Genomic DNA, 18,833 nt, shown 5'->3' on the forward strand with positions numbered 1-18,833 from the left:
TTAGTCTTTGCCGCTGGCGGACGCCGCCGCAGGCGCCGGCGTGTTGCCGAATTTCAGCACCTTGGTGCCGCTGTCGGCCGTGTCTTCGAGCTTTTCGAGCTTGCCTTCGACCGATGCCCCGCAGTCCATCTGCAACTGGCTGTAGCTGATGTTGCCGGTGACGCGGGCCTTGGGTTGAAGTTCGAGAAAATGGGTGACCGACAGATCGCCGACGATGGTGCCGTTGATGACGGCATCATGCGTTCGCACACTGCCCTCGATGCACCCGCGCTCGCTGAGCACAAGCAGGCCGAGCTCATCACCCTTGTTGATGACATTGCCTTCGATCCGGCCGTCGACACGCAAGCCCCCGGAGAAAATCACATCACCGACGATTTCAACGTTGTCTGCGATCAGACTGGAGAGCTTGTTGATTTCAATCGATTTTGCTTTCTTCTTGCCAAACATGGGCGAATCTCCTGTGACGTTGGGCCAGACCTCGCCAACAACTTCCGCGAACGATGATCGCGGTTCCAATCAATGGATTTACGGCTTCTTCTGCGCGTTCTTGAAGAACTTCAATTCATCGCTGAGGCGGTTGAGCTCGGTGCTGCGCTGGCTCAGCTCCTTTTCGAGCTGCGCCCGGGTCGCCTGCTCGACGCTGAGATTCATGCGTTGCAGTTCGAGTTCGTCGCGCAACGTCGCGTTCTCGCGTTCGAGCTCGATCACCCGCCGTGCGGGGGCAAGCTGGGCCTCGAAATACTCCTTGCCGGCGAAGCCAGCCGCCACCAGGATCACCACCAGAATCAGCGGGGTCCAGTTTCTGCGCTGCTGCTTTTCAGTCGCCAGGACAAAGGCGTCGTTGCACAGGTCGCGTGTTTTCGAGTGACGTCGAAACAAGGCCACGGGATCGACTGTCAGGAACCGGCGAGGTAGAGCGCCGGATCGACGAACTCCCCGCGATCCAGGATCTCGAAGTGCAGGTGCGGGCCGGTCGAACGACCGGTGGAGCCGACGGTGGCGATCTTCTGCCCCGGCGTGACGACATCACCGGCCTTGACGAACAGTTTGGAGGCATGCGCGTAGCGGGTCACCAGGCCATTGCCGTGGTCGATTTCCACCTTGTTGCCATACTCGGTGTGATAGCCCGCGACAATCACCTGACCACCGGCGCTGGCACGGATCGGGGTGCCGGCAGGCGCCGCGAAGTCCTGGCCGCTGTGAAAGGCGCGACGCCCGGTGAAGGGGTCGTAGCGGTTGCCGAAGGCCGAACTGCGGTGCCCTTCTCCGACCGGCGCCCGACTGGGGAAGATCATGTACGACAGTTTGCGCTGAGAGGCCCGTTCGTCGATCGAGGCGAGCACCCGGTCAAGGCGGGCGAGTTCTTCTTCGAGCAAGTCCAGACCGGTCTGGGCCGAATCGACGTTGAAGGATTGGCTGTGGATGATGCGCTCGCCGAGCGGCGGGATCATCGGGCCGCCGGCCGGTCCGGGTTTGGGCTGACCGGGCGCGGTGCCGACCTTGAGGCGCTTTTCGAAGGCGTTGAGTACGCCGACGCGATTGGCCAGCGTCTTGGCGTCGGATTCGAGGCGGAACAGACGGCCGGTCAGCTCGCCGAGCCGATCGATGACGAACTTGTCCTGCGGGGCCTCGTTGGCCGTCGCGGTTTCATCGACGGCAGCGACCACGATCGGTGCCGCCGGTTCGACCAGCGACATGCCGAGCCAGATACCGCCAGCCAGCGTGAGTAGTATTGCAGCCGAGACGCCCAGCAAGAAAGTCCGCCCGCTTACTGTGCGGACCTTGGACTGGGTCAGCGCCTTGGCGGAGAGAATGACGAAGGCCATTCGTTTCCACTCCGTCGAGTCTGTCTGATTCGCTGCCGATGGCATATGCCAGCAGCGGCGCGATCATCCCACACTAAAGAACCGACAGGATTGCGCTAGCGCAATGCCTGACGACGATAACCGGGCGAGTCTAGCACTGTCTTGTCAACAATCAAACCGTCGCGGGGCCGACCTTCGTTCGGTCATCCCCGCGGCGGATACGGCAGTACGATCAGGCCTCAGTTCTTGCGGTGAGCCGCCAGCTTCAGCCAGGTATCGACCACGGTATCCGGATTCAAGGAGATGGTCTGAATCCCCTCGTCCATCAACCATTCGGCAAAATCGGCGTGATCTGAAGGGCCTTGACCACAAATCCCGACATATTTGCCCAGGCGGTTCGCTGCCTGGATGGCCATCGACAGCAGTTGCTTGACGGCCGGATCGCGTTCGTCGAAGGCATGGGCGACCAGCCCGGAGTCCCGATCCAGGCCGAGCGTGAGCTGGGTCAGGTCGTTGGAGCCGATCGAGAAGCCGTCGAATACTTCCAGGAACTGCTCGGCCAACAGCGCGTTGGACGGGATCTCGCACATCATGATCAGCTTGAGATCGTTGAAGCCGCGTTCCAGCCCGTGTTCGGCCAGCAGGTCGACCACGCCGCGCGCCTCTTCGATGTTGCGCACGAAGGGCACCATCAATTGGACGTTGGTCAGCCCGAGCACGTCACGCACCCGCTTCATGGCGATGCATTCGAGCTCGAAGCAGTCACGGAAGCTGTGGGCGATGTAGCGCGAGGCGCCGCGGAAGCCCAGCATCGGGTTCTCTTCTTCCGGCTCGTAGATCTCGCCGCCGAGCAGCTTGCGGTATTCGTTCGACTTGAAGTCGGACAGACGCACGATCACCGGCTTCGGATAAAAGGCGGCGGCGATTACGGCGACACCCTCGACCAGCTTCTCGACGAAGAACTCGCGCGGGCTCTCATAGCCGCGCGAACGGCGCAGGATCTCGTTGCGCAGATTGGCCGGCACTTGATCCAGTTCCAGAATCGCCTTGGGGTGGATGCCGATCATGTTGTTGATGACGAATTCCAGGCGCGCCAAGCCGACGCCTTCGTTCGGGATCTGGGCGAACTCGAAGGCCAGCTCCGGGTTGCCGACGTTCATCATGACCTTGACCGGAATCTCCGGCAGGTTGCCGGTGTCGGTGGTGATGACTTCGAAGTCGAGCTTGCCGCGGTACACATAGCCGGTGTCGCCTTCGGCGCAGGAGACCGTGACCGAATCGCCCTCATGCAGCAGTTCGGTGGCGTTGCCGCAGCCGACGATGGCCGGGATGCCCAGTTCGCGCGCGATGATGGCCGCGTGGCAGGTCCGCCCGCCGCGGTTGGTGACGATCGCGCTGGCGCGCTTCATCACCGGCTCCCAGTTGGGATCGGTCATGTCGGTGACCAGCACGTCGCCGGGCTGAACGCGGTTCATCTCGGCCGCATCCTGGATGACGCGCACCGGACCGACGCCGATGCGCTGGCCGATGGCGCGGCCATGGGTCAGCGACTTGCCGTACTGCTTGAGGCGGTACTTCTCCATCACGTGGCCGGACTGCTGGCTCTTCACCGTCTCCGGGCGTGCCTGCAGGATGTACAGCTTGCCGTCCACGCCGTCCTTGCCCCACTCGATGTCCATCGGGCGGCCGTAGTGCTGCTCGATGATCACCGCGTAGCGCGCCAGTTCGAGCACGTCGGCGTCGGTCAGCGAGAAGCGGTTGCGGTCGGCTTCGGGCACGTCCAGCGTCTGCACCGATTTGCCCGCGACGGACTTGTCGGTGAACACCATCTTGATCAGCTTGGAGCCGAGGTTACGGCGCACCACCGCAGGGCGGCCCTGCGCCAGCGTGGCCTTGTGCACATAGAATTCGTCCGGGTTCACCGCGCCCTGCACCACGGTTTCGCCCAGGCCGTACGAGGCGGTGATGAACACCACCTCTTTGAAACCCGATTCGGTGTCGAGCGAGAACATCACGCCCGAGGCGCCGGTATCGGAGCGCACCATGCGCTGCACGCCGGCGGACAAGGCCACGTCGGCATGGGCGAAGCCCTTGTGCACGCGGTAGGCAATGGCACGGTCGTTGTACAGGGAGGCGAACACCTCCTTGATGGCATGCAGGATGTTTTCGTAGCCGTGGATGTTCAGGAAGGTTTCCTGCTGGCCGGCGAAGGAGGCGTCGGGCAGGTCTTCGGCGGTGGCCGAGGAGCGCACGGCAAAGCTGCCCTCGCCTTCGGCGGTGATCTTGACGTAGGCCGCCTTGATCGCGTCTTCGAGTTTGGCCGGGAACGGCAGATCGACGATCCACTGGCGGATCTCGGCACCGGTCTTGACCAGCGCATCGACATCGTCCACATCCAGCGCGTCGAGCGCGGCGTTGATCCGGTCGGCCAGTCCCTGGTGGGCGAGAAACTCGCGATAGGCATCTGCCGTCGTTGCGAAGCCGCCAGGAACACGTACACTGGCGGGCAATTGGCTGATCATCTCTCCGAGTGAGGCGTTCTTGCCGCCGACCTGGTCGACGTCCGACATACGTAGCTCTTCAAACGGGATAACGTAACGGCTCATGGGGCTCTTCCAGAAGGAGTCAGAAAAACTCGAAAGGCGGAGTTTACAAGCAATTGTTGCTTTGCCGCAAAGTTGGGTATACCCGAAACGTGAAACCATAGCGCATCCCATGACCGAACTCTCCACACGCACCGTTTTTTTTATCTCCGACGGCACCGGCATCACGGCCGAGACGCTGGGCCACAGCCTGCTCGCGCAGTTCCCCGAGATGCGCTTCAAACAGGTCCGCGTCCCCTTTGTCGACTCCATCGAAAAGGCGCGCGACTGCGCGGCCCGCATCCGTGAAGCCGGCCGTGGCGACGGCGCGCGCCCGATCGTCTTCAATTCGCTGGTCGAGCCCGAGCTGGTGGCCGGGCTGCGCAATGCCGACGCGCTCTTTCTCGATCTTTTCGAGCGTTTCATCGAGCCGCTCGAGATGGAACTGGGGCAGCGCTCCACGCATACGGTCGGACGCTTTCACGGCATTGCCGACAGCCTCGACTACAAGAACCGCATCGAGGCCATCAACTTCGCGCTGGCGCATGACGACGGCGTGTCGCATGCCGAGCTCGACATCGCCGACGTCATCCTGGTGGGCGTGTCGCGTTCGGGCAAGACGCCCACCAGCCTGTACCTGGCCATGCAGTTCGGCGTCAAGGCGGCCAACTACCCGTTGATTCCCGAAGACTTCGAGCGCAACAAGCTGCCGTCCGAGCTGCACAAGCACCGCCGCAAGCTGTTCGGGCTGACCATCAGCGCCGAGCGCCTGTCGCAGATCCGCCAGGAGCGCCGCCCCGAGAGCGTCTATGCCTCGCTCGAAAACTGCCACTTCGAGATCGACGCGGCCAAGCGCCTGATGGAGCGCGAGCGCATTCCATGGCTCGATTCGACCGCCCGCTCGATCGAAGAGATCGCCACCAAGATCATGCAGGACGTTCATCTGAACAAACGGGGTTACTGAGCGACGCGTGTAGAATGGCGCCCCTTCTTCGCGGGCGTGCTCACTTTCGGGTCCCCGTTCAACTTCCAGGGCAAGCACTCATGAAACGTCCACGTACCAAACGCCGCAGCGGTCTCGGCCCCGACGCCGAGCGCCTCGTCTGGCTGGCGAACGGCCTGGCCGAATCCGGCAGCCGTGCCGAAGATCGCTTCTGGGAGGTCCGCCTCACCGAGCAGATCGACCAATTGCTCGACGAGGGTGACGAAGACACCATCAATATCGCGCTCGACCAGCTCTACGCCAGCAGCCTGACGGCCTACGACGAACTGGCCGATTTCGTCGAGTCGCGGGCCGAGAACGCCGGCCGCAAACGCGACGACGAAGATGTGCTGCTGATCGCCGCGCCCATGCTGTCATGGTCGCGCTACCGCATTCCGGCGCCGGCGCTGTCCTCGGCCGTGCTGGCCAACCTGCGGGTGCACCTGCAAGCCCATGTGCTGGCCGACGGGGTGCGGTTGTCCGTCGCCAACTGCCTGTTCAGCCCCGACCAGCTGCCGGTCGGCTACTGCAACACGGCCCGCTTCGCCGAAGACATCGGCCAGGCGGCGCGGCTCGATCAGGATCTCGAGATCGATGCCGGCTCGCTCGCCGAGACCACCCAGTTCCTGTCCGACACCCGCTACCTGTTGTTCGCCGTTGCCGTCGCGCGTGGCAAGCCGATGTTCCGCTGGCAAGAAAACGGCGGCGACCGGGAGCATGCGCTGACCCAGTGGCGCAATCAGGGCGGCGCCTGCCTGGTGCCGTTACTGCCGGGGTGTGCCGTCGAAGTAGTGCTGCCGGACGCCTACTTCGCCGCCTCCCGACGCGCCGACCGCGAGAGCCGCGCCTACGCCGTGCGTGCATCGGTGGCCTTCCTGGGCACTGCGCTCGAGGCACCGGCCAGCCACCTGCGCGCGGTCATCGCCCCGTTTCACGATACCCAGCTCGAGGAATTCCGCATCGGCCTGACCCTCAAGGAGGGCGAGCAGGTGGTCCATGGCATCGTCTGGCCGCTGCTCGGTGCGGAGGACGACGGCGCCGACGTGCTCGCGCAGATCGAAGCGACGCTGCGCGAGTGCGGCGTCACCGACATCGTCTCTCTCGACCATCGCTTTCCGATGGAATATTGCGATGACTGCGGCGCACCGCTGTATCCCTCCCCCGACGGCGAGGCGGTGCACGCCGAACTGCCGGAAACGCCCTCCGACCCGATGCCGCGGCACTTGCACTGAGGGCATGCCCGGTGGTGGTGGCCGCTCAGGCGCCGCCGGGCCAGACAGTCTCAAGTTTGGGGCGGCCGCGGTCGATAACGTCCGGGTGTTTCCACATCAGAGACGGAGCGGCACATCCCATGAAAAAAATACAACGCACCCTGAACGCGCTAGGGCTCGGCCTGACCTTGTTGGCAGCGCCGCTGGCCACCCAGGCGGCCGACATCATCATCGGTCAGGTCGCCCCGTTCAGCGGTACGCTGGCCCCTACCGGCAAGGGCGTGAACCTGGGCATCCAGGCGTATTTCGGGCGCGTCAATGCCACGGGCGGCGTGCGCGGCAACCGGCTCAAGCTGGTCACGCGCGATGACGGCTACAAGGTCGACGAAACGCTCGCCAAGACAGCCGAGCTGATCGACAAGGAACAACCGGTCGCACTGGTTGGCCTGGTCGGCACCGGCAACGTGGCCGCCGTGCTGAAGAAAGGCCTGCTCGAAAAGGCGGGGATCCCGCTGGTGGGCGTCCGCTCCGGGGCCGGCATCCTGCGCACACCGGTGCCCTCGCATATTTTCCATACCCGCGCGAGCTATGCTGCCGAGGTCGACACCATCGTCCGCCAGATGCAGAGCATGGGACTCAAGCGCGTCGCGGTATTCCACCAGGACGACCCCTTCGGCGAGGACGGCTTGGCCGCCGCCAAGAAGGCGCTGGCAGCTTCCGGCATGGATCTGGTGGTGGTCGGCACCTACCCGAAAGGCACGACCGAGGTGGCCGAGGCGGTCAAGGCGATTCATGCCACCGACCCCAACGGCATCATCATGGTGTCCAACACCGCAGCCAGTGCCGCCTTCGTTAAGGGTATGCGCGAAGCCGGCAGCTTCGCCATGATGATCGCGGTGTCGGTCACCGCCGGCCCCCAGGTCGCCGAGAAGATCGGCAACACGGTGGCGCATGGACTGGGCATCGTCCAGGTGGTGCCCAAACCCGAATCCCAGGCCATCCCCATCGCCCGGGATCTGGCCGAAGACCTCAAGCGCATCGGCGCCAAGGAAGGCCCGGACCACACCATCCTCGAAGGCTATCTGATGGCGAAGGTGCTGGTCGAAGGCATCCGCCGTGCCGGCGAACCGACACGGCCGCGCATCCTGGCCGCGCTCAACGAGCTGGGCACCTATGATGCCGGCGGCGTCACCATCCGCTATTCGCCCGACAATCATGACGGCGCCGACTACACCGACATCTCGATTCTCAATCGCGCCGGAAACCTGCTGCGCTGACCCGGCCCGGCCGGGGCCCTGCCCCGGTCAGGCGCCCGGGTCGGACAGCAGGAACTGACTCACCGCGTCAATCTGGCGGCCGTCGAGCAACATCGGCGCATGGCCGATGCCTTCGAACTCCACCAGCTTGGCGCGCGGGCCGCGATGCGCCATCTCCTGCGCCGTGGTGTGCAACAGCAGATCCGATTCGGCGCCGCGAATCAGCAGCGTCGGGCAGCGGATGGCGTCGTACACCTCCCACAGGTCGACATCCTTGACCAGCGGTGACTTGCGAAACGGGACGGCAATCCCCGGGTCGTAGACCATCGCCACCCCACCCTCCACCGGCCCGACCGCATGCTCCGTCAGATGCCGCCACTGGGCATCGGTGAGCGGTCCGAAGGGGGCGCTCACTTCGCGGATGTAACGCTCGGCCGCCCCCAAATCGGGGAACACCGGCGCCATGCCGACATACTCGGCGATGCGATGGATCGATTCGACCGTGATCATCGGGCCGACATCGTTGAGCACCAGGCGGGTGATCGGCGTGTCCGGCATGGCGGCCAACAGCATGCCGATGATCCCACCCATCGAGGTGCCCACCCAATGCACCGTCGGCACATCGAGCCGCGCGATCAGCGTCACCATGTCGGCCACATACTGCGGAAAACCGTAGTCGGCCTTGACCTTCAGCCATTCGCTGCGGCCGCGCCCGACCACGTCCGGGCAGACCACGCGATAGCGCTGCGACAGCGCGGCGGCCAGAAAGTCGAAGTCGCGGCCGTTTCGGGTCAGGCCATGGACACACACCAGTACATTCGGGTTGGCCGGATCGCCCCACTCCGTATAGGCCATGCGGTGCAAGCCGTGGGCACTGGCGCATTGCACCGACCGTCGACGCATCGCGGCGGGGGGCGCGCCGAACCAGCCGCTCAGGGATTTCAGGACGTCCATTTTTCGATCGCTCATTCGGCGGGGGAAGCGGTCTCCAGTCTAGCATCGGCCGCAGCCGCCGAGAGCTGTTGCGGGTGCCAGTAGCGCAGGTTCTCGGCGGCTTCGGCGCCGAGGCGAACGCCCGAGCTGTCGATCCGTAACCACACCGCGCCCTGGGTGTCGGTGCGCCACACCTCGGCCCCCGCAGCCTGCCAGCGCGCCACCACCGCGGCTGCCGGGTGGCCAAAGGCATTGCCATGAGCGCTGGAGAACACCACCGCGCGGGCACCTGCCGCGTCCACCAGCGCGTCGCTGGACGAGCTGCGGCTGCCGTGATGGGGTGCCACCACCACCGAACTGGGCGGCCAGCGCCCCTGTTCGGCAAGATGTTGCTCGATGCGGGACTCGATGTCGCCGGGCAGCAGCAAGGCGCCCGACTGTGTCGAGATGTGCAGGACGCAGGAGCGGTCGTTGTCCTTGCGGTAGGCCTCGCCCGATGCGGGGTGCAAAAAGCGGAAGGTCACGCCGTCCCATGTCCAACCCTCACCGGCGTGGCAAGGCCTGCCCGGCACCGGCGTTTCCAGCCGAACGCCCTCGCCGGCAATTGTCGCCTGTACATCGATGCCCGCCAGCACACTGCGCGCACCGCCGGCATGATCCTTGTCGTCATGCGAAATCACCATCAGATCCAGCTGCCGCAGCCCGAGGCCCTGCAAGTAGGGCAGCACATGCCGGGCTCCGGCATCGCCACCCCGGTAGTAGCTCGGCCCGCTGTCGTACAGCATGTCGCGCGACGCCGTGCGCACATGCACGGCCAGGCCTTGCCCGACATCCAGTACGCGCGCTTCGAAGGTCCCCGGTGCGGGGCGCGCCGGCAGCCACAGCAAGGCCGGTAACCAGGCCAACCAGCCCAGCGTTCGCCATGGGGTTCCACGCGGCAACAAGGCCCAGGCGGAGCCTGCCAGCGCCAGCACCACCAGCGCGACCGGCGGCGTCGCCCGGGTCCATACCGACCACGGCCAGGCGGCGGCCCAGGCCAGCATGTCCATCAATACGCCCATCACCAGCGCGGCGAGCAACAGCAGCCCGTCGATCGGCAGGACGGCGCCGGCCAGCACCAGCGGCACCACCACCAGGCTGACCAGCGGAATCGCCAGCGCGTTGGCCAGCGGCGACACCAGTGACATCTGCCCGAACAACACCAGCAACACCGGGGCGGTCAGGCAGGTGACGGACAGCTGCGCGACGGCGAAGGCGCCGACCCGGCCGCGCACACCATGACGCCCCGACAGCACCAGGAGCAGTGCCGCGACGGCGCCGAACGACAGCCAGAACCCGGCGGCCAGCACGCACCACGGGTCGAACAGCATGACGCCGAGCAAGGCCAGCATCAGCACGCGACCGGGCGTGGGGCGCCGTGCGCTCATCCAGGCGGCACAGACGATCAGGAGCATCAGCAGGCTGCGGGTCACCGGCACCCCGAAGCCGGCCAGCGCGCCGTAGACCACGGCGGCCAGGGCCGCCGCCACAACACTCGCCCGCTGCGCCGGCAGCCACAGCACCGCGGCCGGAAAACGGCGCCACAGCCATCCCCACAGCCCCCCGAGGAGCGCTGCCACGATCGACACATGCAGGCCCGAGATGGCGACCAGGTGGGCGGTTCCGGTATTGCGCAGAATGGTCCATTGCGTGTCGCTGATCCCGCCCTGATCGCCGACCGCCATGGCGGTCAGCACCCCGACGGCGTCGGGAGGGACAAGCACCGCGATACGGCGGCGAATGTCATCGCGCCAGCGGTCGATCCGCGCCGCGAGGTCGGTGGCCGGGGGCGCGGCCAGGCGCTCGACCGTGCGCGCATAGCCCAGCGCCCCCACGCCTTCGGCGAAGAGATGACCGGCGTAGTCGAAACCGCCCGGATTGCGCTGCGAACGAACGCGCTTGAGACGCAGCTCCAGCACCACCGGCTGGCCGGGCGCGAGCGCGGGGATCGGCGCGGCGGCATCCGGATACCAGCTCACCGCGATCCGGCGCGGCACACCGGCAACGCCGGCGTCGGGCACGAACGCGAAACGCACGCCGTCTGCACGATGTTGCACCAGCCCGCGCACCTGCCCGGCCAGCGACAGGGTGACGCCGTCGAGTGCTGGATCGAGCTGGTCGGCCAGGCGCCAGTGCGCACGCGCACTGCCGTAGGCGAAGCCGACCGCGATGCCCAGCGCCAGGCAGGCGAATGCTCGCCCCCTACGCGACGAAACCCGGCGATAGCCGATGGCCAGCATGGCCGCGGCGGCCAACAGCGCCGCGCAGCCGCCGAGCGACAAGACCGTCGCCCGCTGCTGAACCGCGAGCAGCGCCAGCAACACGCCGAAAATTGCCATTTGCATAATGGCGGCACTTTAGCGTGTTCCGGGTGCGCCGACGCAGGCTGTGCGTAAAATAGCGCCGACACACCATGCGAAAGTTCCTCAGACGCTTCCTGCCCGACCACGCCAGCGTGCACAACAACCGCTGGCTGCGCCCGTTGCAGAGTACCCTGCTGCATCCGAGCCTGTGGCACCTGAACCGCCACTCGGCCGCCGGCGCGGTCGCGGTCGGCCTGTACTGCGGGCTGATCCCCGGGCCGTTCCAGATGCTTGGCGCCGCGCTCGGCTGTGTGGTCTTTCGGGTCAATCTACCGCTGGCACTGGTCAGCACCCTTTACACCAACCCATTCACCATCGTCCCGCTTTATTTTCTCGCCTACACGCTCGGCAATGCCCTGGTGGGCGGCGGCAGCACGTTCGTGCCGCCGCCCGAATTCGGGGGCATGTCGATGGGCGAATGGCTGACCGCGCTGACCGCGTGGATCACCGGCCTGGGCTACCCCTTGCTGGTCGGCCTGCTGCTGTTGGCCAACGGGCTGGCCCTGACCGGCTACTTCGCCGTCCGTGCGGCTTGGCGTTGGTATCTGGTGCGGGCCTGGCGGGCACGCCAACGCAAGCGTGCGGCCGCCAAAGACAAGGGCGCGACAGGCGCGTAGCCGGTCGCGCCCCGAGCGGGCATGAGCGAAAGACGCTCAGACCTTGAAGCGCGCCACCTCGTCGCTCAGCGAGCGGGCCAGGGCTTCGAGCCGTTCGGCCGTACGCGCCGATGCCCGCACCGCCGCGCTGTTCTGCTCGCTCATCTGGGCGATCGCCTCGACGTTGCGGGCGATGTCGGTGCTGGTGGCGCTCTGCTCGCGCAAGGCGGCGGAGATGTCCTCGACCGCCACCACCACGTTGGCGGCGCCGGAGTTGATCTGTTCCATCGATTCGCCGGCGCGCTTGGTCAGCACCACCCCTTCCTGAACCCGCGACACCCCGCTTTCCATGGTGCCGACGGCGCGTTGCGTCCCGGTCTGGATGGCTTCGACCATGTTGGTGATTTCGCCGGTGGCCTTGGCGGTGCGCTCGGCCAGTTTGCGGACCTCGTCGGCGACCACGGCAAACCCGCGGCCGGATTCTCCGGCCCGCGCCGCTTCGATGGCGGCGTTCAGCGCCAGCAGATTGGTCTGCTCGGCGATTTCGCGAATGGCATTGACGATGGTGGAAATCTTGCCCGACTGCTCGCCCAGGTCGCGGATGACCGTGGCCACCTGATGCACCGACTCGGCGATGCGCTCCATCTCGACCACCGACTGGCGCACCACATCCCCGCCTTCCTGCGACAGGCGCCCGGAGTCGGAACTCTGGCTCGAGGCCACCTGGGCATGACGGTTGATCTCGTCGATGCTCACCGTCATCTGCTCGACCGCGGCGGCCATGCTTGCCGCCGCTTCGCTCTGGCGCTCGGAGCCGGTCGCCACCTGGTTGGAGCCCACGGCCATCTCGGCGGCCGCCGCGCGCAGGTCTTCCGCGCTGCGTTTGACCTGGGAGATGATCCCGGCGAGGCGCTGGGCCATGTCGTTGAACTGATGGGCCACGTCCGACAACTCGTCGCGTGCCGAAAACTCGACCCGGGTGGTGTAGTCGCCCTCGGCCATCTGCTTGGTCCCCGCCGTCAGCTCGTGCACCGATCCGACGATGGACAGATACATGCCGATCAACAGGTAGCCGGCGACAACGATGGCGATCAAGGACACCGCCATCTGAATGCCCAGCGTCCGGGTCAGCCGGCTGGCCCGATGCTCGAGCAGTTCGGTGGTGCGCGGCAGCAGCGTGCGCTCGCTGTGGCCGATCAGGCTGGAGATGGCCTGGGTGCCCACGGCGAAGAATTCCTCGGGCTTGGCGCTGAATTTCTGGTCGATGATCTGCTGCTGGGTCAGCTCCCGCAAGGCTTTGTAGGCCGCCGAGATCTCCTCCCCGGCCTGATTGAGCGGCCCCGACAGTTCCGGATTGTGGCCAGCCGCACGACGGAAGCTGTCTATCAGCTCGGCATGCGTCACCTCCAGCTGGCCCAGTTGGCGGACGATGGATTTCTCGTCATCGAGCGTCAGCACGCCACGCGCGATGACGCCGGTTCCCATGCCGCGCAGCCGCCCGAGCCGCTCGGACAACTCCGGCACGGACTTGATCAAGGCGCTGACCAGGTTGGCCGCATCCACGTCCGGATCGAAAGCCAGGCGCGAGTTCGAGCCGATGTCACCGATCAGCGACAGCATGTCTTCGATCATCTGGGTGTGCGCCTTGAAATTGGCTCCCCGTTCGTTGGGCGTGCCCGACTTGAGCGGTGCCCAACGCGTCTTGATGTCGCCCCAGGGGCGCTCGAGGCCGAAGTCGGCCCCCGGCCCGGCCAGCGCGGCGTCCATGGCGGCCACCGCCTGATCGACCTTGCCGGCCAGTTCCGCAACCTTCGGCGCCAGACTCTGGTCGCCGCCGAGCAGGCCGGAGGTCATGCCCCGGTGCTGCTGCATCAGGGTGAGCGCCTTCAGGCTGCTGTCGAAGACCTGCAGACCGGACAGCTCGTGCGCCGTCATGTTGCGGGAGACCTGGGCCTCGGTATAGACCTGAAGCAGCAGGAAGCTCGAGGCGAGTGCCGCCACCCCACCGATCAACAGGAACTTGGTGGTGTAACGCAGGTGGTTCAGCAGACGTACAGCGGGAGCGAACAGGACTCGCATGACTGTCTCCGGACAGTGGTGAACATACGAGGGCTATTCACGTCACAATTCGGCCTGGCTTTAGCCAATCGGTTGCGATGCAGCATGCGCCGCATCATCGACTATCACCAACGACCGAGAGGCGCACGCCCGGCGTTTGACATGCAAGCGCCCAATGGCGGCCCCGGCGGACGATCCCGGCCCGCCGGGGGCATGATACGAAGGTCAGCCCAGACGTCCGTCGGACAGCGTCAGCACCCGCCCCACCCGCTCGGCCAGCGTCACGTCATGGGTCACGATGATGAAGCTGGTGCCCTCGGCGGCGTTGAGTTCGAGCATCAGGTCGAACACCGCACCGGCGGTCTTGCTGTCGAGGTTGCCGGTCGGCTCGTCGGCCAGCACGCAGGCCGGGCGCGTCACCAGCGCACGGGCAATCGCGGCCCGCTGGCGCTCGCCGCCGGACAGCTCGCCCGGGGTGTGGTCCAGCCGGTGCCCCAGGCCCACCTTGTCGAGCATGGCCGCCGCCTGGGCGTCGGCCTCGGCGCGCGGCAGGCGCCGGATGTAGAGCGGCATGGCGACGTTTTCCAGCGCGGTGAATTCGGGCAGCAGGTGATGGAACTGATACACGAAACCCAGTGCCCGATTGCGCAAGCGCCCGCGTGCGGCGTCCGACAGGCGCGAGACGTCCTCCCCGTTGATGCTCACCTGGCCGGCCGACGGCGTATCGAGCCCGCCGAGCAGATGCAGCAAGGTGCTCTTGCCCGAGCCCGAGGCCCCGACGATCGCCACCCGCTCGCCGGGGGCCACGCTCAAGGCCACCTCACGCAGCACCTGGACCGCATCGTTACCTTCGCGAAAACGCTTCGACAGCCCTTCGCAGGCCACCACCGACGTCGCCTTATTCATAGCGCAGGGCCTCCGCCGGATTCACGCGCGAGGCACGCCAGCTCGGATACAGCGTGGCGATCAGCGTCAGCACGAAAGACACGGTGACGATGGTGATGACATCGGCCGGCAGCACCTTGGAGGGCATCTCGGTCACGTAGTAGATCTCCTTGTTCCACAAGGTGGTGCCGAGCAGGCGCTCGAGCGCCGGGATCACCACATCGAGATTGGTCGCCAGCGCGATACCGCCGGCCACACCGGCCACCAGGCCGACCACGCCGATGATGGCGCCCTGCAGGATGAAGATGCTCATGATCGAGCCCGGGCTGGCGCCCAGGGTGCGCAGGATGGCGATGTCGGCATATTTTTCCTGCACCGCCATCACCAGCGTGGACACGATGTTGAAGGCGGCCACGGCGACGATCAGGAACAGGATGATGGTCATCATCGTCTTCTCCAGCGCCACGGCGCGGAAGAAATTGGCATGGCTGCTGGTCCAGTCGGACAGCAAGGTACGCGCGTCGAACTGGTTGGCCAGCTCGCGGATCACGCGCGGCGCAGCGAACAAGTCGTCGAGCTTCAGGCGCACGCCGCTGACCCCGTCGCCCATGCGGTAGAGCACCTGCGCGTCGTTGAGGTGGATCAGCGCCAGACCGGCATCGAACTCGTACATGCCGGCCTCGAAAATCCCCACCACGGTGAATTGCTTGAGCCGCGGCAGCACGGCGGCCGGCGTCACCAGCCCCTGCGGGGCGATCAGCGTCACCTTGTCGCCGGCGCGTGCGCCCAGCGCGCGCGCCAGATCGATGCCGAGCACGATGCCGAAGCTGCCCGGCTGCAGCGCATCGAGCCGGCCGACGCGCAAGGTCTTGGCGAAATCGGCCACCTTCTCTTCTTCCGAGGGCAAGATGCCGCGCACCATCACGCCGCGCACGTTCTGGTCGAAGGAGAGCATGCCCTGCGCCTGCACGAAGGGCGCCGTGCCCTGCACATCCGGGTGCCCGGCGGCGATCTGCGCGGCCTGCTGCCAGTTGTCCATGTCGCCCGAGGCCGCGGTGACCTGGGCATGCGAGGCAACGCCGAGGATGCGCGTGCGCAACTCTTCCTGGAAGCCGTTCATCACCGACAGCACGACGATCAGCGCCGCCACGCCCAGCGCGGTGCCCAACATCGACACCAGGGAAATGAAGGAAATGAACCGGTTGCGCCCCTGCGCCCGCTTTTGCGAGCGGGTGTAGCGCAAACCGATGAGCGTTTCATATCGCATCGGGCAATCGGCCTCGAATCAGCAAGGCCGCCATTGTGCCCAATGTCGGCCAACGATGCGATGAAACGCGCAGGGCGGCGGGCCGAACGCCCTGGCCCTGCATGCTAAACTCGGCGCCTGCCATCGGGTCACCACTCATGCACCTGCACCTCGTCACCCCCGGCCTGCTGTGGCCCAGCGCCCAGGCGCGCGGCTTCGCCAGCGGCCTCGACCTGCCCGCCCTGTCGCATATTCTCGGCCGCGCCCATCACGAGCGCCTGCCAGCCGGCACGCCCGAACAAACCTGGCGCCGCCTGTTCGGCATCGATGACACGATCGGCGACGCCCCGCTGCGCCGCCTGGGCGAGGCCGATGCGCTGCGTCGCGACACGCCGCTGCTGTGCGCCGACCCGACCCATCTGCACTTCGCCAGCGAATACCTGCTGCTCACCGATGCCGGCGAACTGGCCATCGCACGCGAGGAAGCCGACGCGATGGTCGACACGCTGAACGCGGAGTTCGCAGACATCGGCCGTTTCGAAGCACCCGCGCCTGAGCGCTGGTATCTGCATCCGCACACACCGCCGACAGCACACCTGTCGCCGCTGTCGGCGGTCACCAGCCGGCCGATCGTGCATTTTCTGCCCGCGGGCGGCGACGCCCTCGTCTGGCAGCGCACCATGAACGAAATCCAGGTGGTGCTGCACAACCACCCGCTCAACCAGGCGCGCGAAGCCCGCGGCCAGCGCCCGGTCAACAACGTCTGGTTCTGGGGCGCCGGACCGCAGCCCGCCGCACTGAGCGCGCCCCTCACCCAGATTGCCGCCGACTCGCCGCTGGTGCGCGGCATGGCCCGCGCCGGCGGGGTCGAACCGCTCGTGCCGGGGGCCTTCGAGCAACTGGCCTCTGCCGATGCGCTGGTGGAACTGTCCGCCGCCTACCATCCCAGCCTGTATCTGGATCTCGACCCCTGGCAGCAGGCCCTGCGCGCACTCGAACAGCACTGGTTCGCACCGGCACTCGCGGCGTTGAAGCGCGGCGCCCTGAAGACGCTGACACTGACGGTGCCCGACGAGCGCGGCGGTGTGCAACTGACGCTCGGCCTCAGCCAGCGCTGGCGCTTCTGGCGCGCGCCGCAATCCCTCGAAGCCTTCACCCTGAGCTGCCATCCATGACACGCATCGTGCCTCGCCAGGCCAATCAGGCCACCGTCCGCCGGCTGGCCGAGGCCGGCCTCCACCCCACCCTCGCCCGCCTGTATGCCGCGCGTGGCATCGCATCGACTCGCGAACTCGACGACAGCCTCGCCACCTTGCTGCCGCCCACCCAGCTGCAGGGCGCCGCCGAGGCCGCCATCCTGCTCGCCGATGCCATCGAGGCCGGCGCGCGGATGCTGGTGGTGGCCGACTACGACTGCGACGGCGCCACCGCCTGCGCCGTGGCCGTGCGCGGGCTGCGCGCCATGGGCGCCGAGGTGGCCTACCTGGTGCCCAACCGCTTCGAATACGGCTATGGCCTGACGCCGGCCATCGTCCAGCTCGCCGCGCAGAGCGAGCCCGACCTCTTGATCACGGTGGACAACGGCATCGCCAGCGTCGACGGCGTCGAAGAAGCCCGCTCGCTGGGCATCGCCACGCTGATCACCGACCATCACCTGCCGGGCGACACGCTGCCGGCCGCCGACGTGATCGTCAATCCCAACCAGCCGGGCTGCGCCTTTCCCAGCAAGGCGCTGGCCGGTGTCGGCGTGATGTTCTACACGCTGCTGGCGCTGCGCGCCGAACTGCGCCAGCGCGGCGCCTTCGCCGACGGCAAGGGGCCCAACCTGGCCACTTTGCTCGATCTGGTCGCGCTCGGCACCGTGGCCGACGTGGTGCCGCTCGATCACAACAACCGCGTCCTCGTCTCACAGGGGCTGGCGCGCATGCGTGCCGGGCAGATGTGCGCCGGCGTGCGTGCGCTGTTCAGCGCCGCCGGTCGCGACGCCAACCGCGCCAGCACCTTCGACATGGGCTTCGGCCTCGGGCCGCGCCTCAACGCCGCCGGCCGACTGGCCGACATGTCGCTGGGCATCGAATGCCTGATCACCGACGACATGGCGCGTGCCATGAACATCGCCCAGGACCTCGACCGCCTCAATCGCGAGCGGCGCAGCATCGAAGCCGACATGCAGTCCGACGCCCTGCAGGCGCTCGACGGTTTCGACCCCGGCGAACGCGCCAGCATCGCGCTCTTCGAGCCGGCCTGGCACCAGGGCGTGATCGGCATCGTGGCCGGGCGCATCAAGGAGAAATTCCACCGCCCGGTGATTGCCTTCGCGCCGGGCGACGAGGGGCAGATCAAGGGCTCGGGCCGCTCGATTGCCGGGCTGCACCTGCGCGATGCGCTCGACCTGGTCAGCAAACAGATGCCGGACCTGATCCTCAAGTTCGGCGGGCATGCCATGGCCGCCGGCCTGACGCTGCGCGCGGAAGACTTCGAGCGCTTCGCCGCGACCTTCGACGCCGTGGTCAAGGCGCTTATCGACCCGGCCGATCTCACCCGCCGACTCGAAACCGACGGCCCGCTTGAGACCGGCTACATGACGCTGGACATGGCCCGCCGGCTGGAACATGCGATCTGGGGACAGGGTTTTCCGGCGCCGGTGTTCGACGACGTGTTCGAGGTCGAACGCCAGCGCCTGCTCAAGGACCGCCACCTCAAGCTCTCGCTGCGCAAGAGCGGCAGCCGTTTCGAAGCCATCTTCTTCAACCATGCCGAACCCGTGCCGGCCGAGATCCGCGCCGCCTACCGTCTGGCGGTGAATGAATACAATGGCGTAAGCTCCGTGCAGTTGATGCTTGAACACATCGAACCGGCCTGAGATCCCAACCCCGC

15 protein-coding genes are annotated in these 18,833 nt (G+C 66.6%); 6 read left to right on the forward strand and 9 right to left on the reverse strand.

Going from position 1 to position 18,833, the window contains the following annotated elements:
* The 4 genes from I8J34_RS19635 to ppsA all read right to left on the reverse strand — a co-directional run bounded on the left by I8J34_RS19635 (window position 1) and on the right by ppsA (window position 4,411).
* Window positions 1-447, reverse strand: a complete 447-nt coding sequence (locus I8J34_RS19635; RefSeq protein WP_214363333.1) for a bactofilin family protein — start codon at window positions 445-447, stop codon at window positions 1-3.
* A 78-nt stretch (window positions 448-525) separates the two neighbouring features.
* Window positions 526-879 carry a hypothetical protein gene (locus tag I8J34_RS19640; RefSeq protein WP_214363334.1) on the reverse strand — a complete coding sequence of 118 codons (354 nt, stop codon included), beginning with the start codon at window positions 877-879 and terminating at the stop codon, window positions 526-528.
* Between the two features lie 17 nt (window positions 880-896).
* Entirely contained in the window at window positions 897-1,826 is a 930-nt protein-coding gene (locus I8J34_RS19645) for a M23 family metallopeptidase (RefSeq protein ID WP_214363335.1), read from the reverse strand.
* Between the two features lie 218 nt (window positions 1,827-2,044).
* Complete coding sequence (gene ppsA, locus I8J34_RS19650) at window positions 2,045-4,411, reverse strand: phosphoenolpyruvate synthase (RefSeq protein WP_214363336.1); 2,367 nt, start codon at window positions 4,409-4,411, stop codon at window positions 2,045-2,047.
* A 109-nt stretch (window positions 4,412-4,520) separates the two neighbouring features.
* On the opposite strand from ppsA, the gene ppsR reads away from it, so the two are divergent.
* The 3 genes from ppsR (at window position 4,521) to I8J34_RS19665 (ending at window position 7,857) form a co-directional block, all read left to right on the forward strand.
* Window positions 4,521-5,351, forward strand: a complete 831-nt coding sequence (ppsR, locus tag I8J34_RS19655; RefSeq protein ID WP_214363337.1) for a posphoenolpyruvate synthetase regulatory kinase/phosphorylase PpsR — start codon at window positions 4,521-4,523, stop codon at window positions 5,349-5,351.
* 80 nt (window positions 5,352-5,431) lie between these two features.
* Window positions 5,432-6,601: a DUF2863 family protein gene (locus I8J34_RS19660; RefSeq protein ID WP_214363338.1), complete on the forward strand. Its 1,170-nt coding sequence runs from the start codon at window positions 5,432-5,434 to the stop codon at window positions 6,599-6,601.
* A 119-nt stretch (window positions 6,602-6,720) separates the two neighbouring features.
* The gene (locus I8J34_RS19665) at window positions 6,721-7,857 is read left to right on the forward strand and encodes an ABC transporter substrate-binding protein (RefSeq protein WP_214363339.1); all 1,137 of its coding nucleotides are present in this window, start codon (window positions 6,721-6,723) and stop codon (window positions 7,855-7,857) included.
* A 27-nt stretch (window positions 7,858-7,884) separates the two neighbouring features.
* Here I8J34_RS19665 and I8J34_RS19670 read toward each other — a convergent pair whose 3' ends face one another.
* A complete protein-coding gene (locus tag I8J34_RS19670; protein ID WP_214363340.1) occupies window positions 7,885-8,790 on the reverse strand; it encodes an alpha/beta fold hydrolase in 906 nt (301 codons plus the stop codon).
* Window positions 8,791-8,801: 11 nt separating this feature from the next.
* On the reverse strand, window positions 8,802-11,153 hold the full coding sequence (locus I8J34_RS19675; protein ID WP_214363341.1) for a DNA internalization-related competence protein ComEC/Rec2: 2,352 nt from the start codon (window positions 11,151-11,153) through the stop codon (window positions 8,802-8,804).
* Window positions 11,154-11,221: 68 nt separating this feature from the next.
* Between I8J34_RS19675 and I8J34_RS19680 the strand changes: the two genes are divergently transcribed.
* Complete coding sequence (locus tag I8J34_RS19680) at window positions 11,222-11,788, forward strand: DUF2062 domain-containing protein (RefSeq protein WP_214363342.1); 567 nt, start codon at window positions 11,222-11,224, stop codon at window positions 11,786-11,788.
* 36 nt (window positions 11,789-11,824) lie between these two features.
* Here I8J34_RS19680 and I8J34_RS19685 read toward each other — a convergent pair whose 3' ends face one another.
* From I8J34_RS19685 to I8J34_RS19695, 3 genes are all read right to left on the reverse strand, one after another.
* Window positions 11,825-13,846 carry a methyl-accepting chemotaxis protein gene (locus I8J34_RS19685; protein WP_214363343.1) on the reverse strand — a complete coding sequence of 674 codons (2,022 nt, stop codon included), beginning with the start codon at window positions 13,844-13,846 and terminating at the stop codon, window positions 11,825-11,827.
* 204 nt (window positions 13,847-14,050) lie between these two features.
* The gene (gene lolD / locus I8J34_RS19690) at window positions 14,051-14,731 is read right to left on the reverse strand and encodes a lipoprotein-releasing ABC transporter ATP-binding protein LolD (RefSeq protein ID WP_214363344.1); all 681 of its coding nucleotides are present in this window, start codon (window positions 14,729-14,731) and stop codon (window positions 14,051-14,053) included.
* A complete protein-coding gene (locus I8J34_RS19695) occupies window positions 14,724-15,977 on the reverse strand; it encodes a lipoprotein-releasing ABC transporter permease subunit (protein ID WP_214363345.1) in 1,254 nt (417 codons plus the stop codon). Before I8J34_RS19695 ends, lolD begins: the two co-directional genes overlap by 8 nt.
* A gap of 137 nt (window positions 15,978-16,114) precedes the next feature.
* Here I8J34_RS19695 and I8J34_RS19700 point away from each other — a divergent pair, with 137 nt between their 5' ends.
* Both I8J34_RS19700 and recJ read left to right on the forward strand, forming a co-directional pair.
* The gene (locus I8J34_RS19700; protein WP_214363346.1) at window positions 16,115-17,131 is read left to right on the forward strand and encodes a hypothetical protein; all 1,017 of its coding nucleotides are present in this window, start codon (window positions 16,115-16,117) and stop codon (window positions 17,129-17,131) included.
* Window positions 17,128-18,819: a single-stranded-DNA-specific exonuclease RecJ gene (gene recJ, locus I8J34_RS19705; protein ID WP_214363347.1), complete on the forward strand. Its 1,692-nt coding sequence runs from the start codon at window positions 17,128-17,130 to the stop codon at window positions 18,817-18,819. The genes I8J34_RS19700 and recJ overlap by 4 nt, the downstream gene beginning before the upstream one ends.
* Window positions 18,820-18,833 lie beyond the last annotated feature (14 nt).

Source organism: Denitromonas iodatirespirans (genome assembly GCF_018524365.1).
Classification (GTDB): domain Bacteria; phylum Pseudomonadota; class Gammaproteobacteria; order Burkholderiales; family Rhodocyclaceae; genus Nitrogeniibacter; species Nitrogeniibacter iodatirespirans.

Bases quoted from the DNA above. Each gene is read 5' to 3' on its own strand.
- I8J34_RS19670 (WP_214363340.1), bottom strand. From the start codon at position 8,790: ATGGACGTCCTGAAATCCCTGAGCGGCTGGTTCGGCGCGCCCCCCGCC.
- I8J34_RS19645 (WP_214363335.1), bottom strand. From the start codon at position 1,826: ATGGCCTTCGTCATTCTCTCCGCCAAGGCGCTGACCCAGTCCAAGGTC.
- I8J34_RS19685 (WP_214363343.1), bottom strand. From the start codon at position 13,846: ATGCGAGTCCTGTTCGCTCCCGCTGTACGTCTGCTGAACCACCTGCGT.
- I8J34_RS19675 (WP_214363341.1), bottom strand. From the start codon at position 11,153: ATGCAAATGGCAATTTTCGGCGTGTTGCTGGCGCTGCTCGCGGTTCAG.
- I8J34_RS19700 (WP_214363346.1), top strand. From the start codon at position 16,115: ATGCACCTGCACCTCGTCACCCCCGGCCTGCTGTGGCCCAGCGCCCAG.
- lolD (WP_214363344.1), bottom strand. From the start codon at position 14,731: ATGAATAAGGCGACGTCGGTGGTGGCCTGCGAAGGGCTGTCGAAGCGT.
- I8J34_RS19665 (WP_214363339.1), top strand. From the start codon at position 6,721: ATGAAAAAAATACAACGCACCCTGAACGCGCTAGGGCTCGGCCTGACC.
- recJ (WP_214363347.1), top strand. From the start codon at position 17,128: ATGACACGCATCGTGCCTCGCCAGGCCAATCAGGCCACCGTCCGCCGG.
- I8J34_RS19660 (WP_214363338.1), top strand. From the start codon at position 5,432: ATGAAACGTCCACGTACCAAACGCCGCAGCGGTCTCGGCCCCGACGCC.
- I8J34_RS19695 (WP_214363345.1), bottom strand. From the start codon at position 15,977: ATGCGATATGAAACGCTCATCGGTTTGCGCTACACCCGCTCGCAAAAG.
- ppsR (WP_214363337.1), top strand. From the start codon at position 4,521: ATGACCGAACTCTCCACACGCACCGTTTTTTTTATCTCCGACGGCACC.
- I8J34_RS19635 (WP_214363333.1), bottom strand. From the start codon at position 447: ATGTTTGGCAAGAAGAAAGCAAAATCGATTGAAATCAACAAGCTCTCC.
- ppsA (WP_214363336.1), bottom strand. From the start codon at position 4,411: ATGAGCCGTTACGTTATCCCGTTTGAAGAGCTACGTATGTCGGACGTC.
- I8J34_RS19680 (WP_214363342.1), top strand. From the start codon at position 11,222: ATGCGAAAGTTCCTCAGACGCTTCCTGCCCGACCACGCCAGCGTGCAC.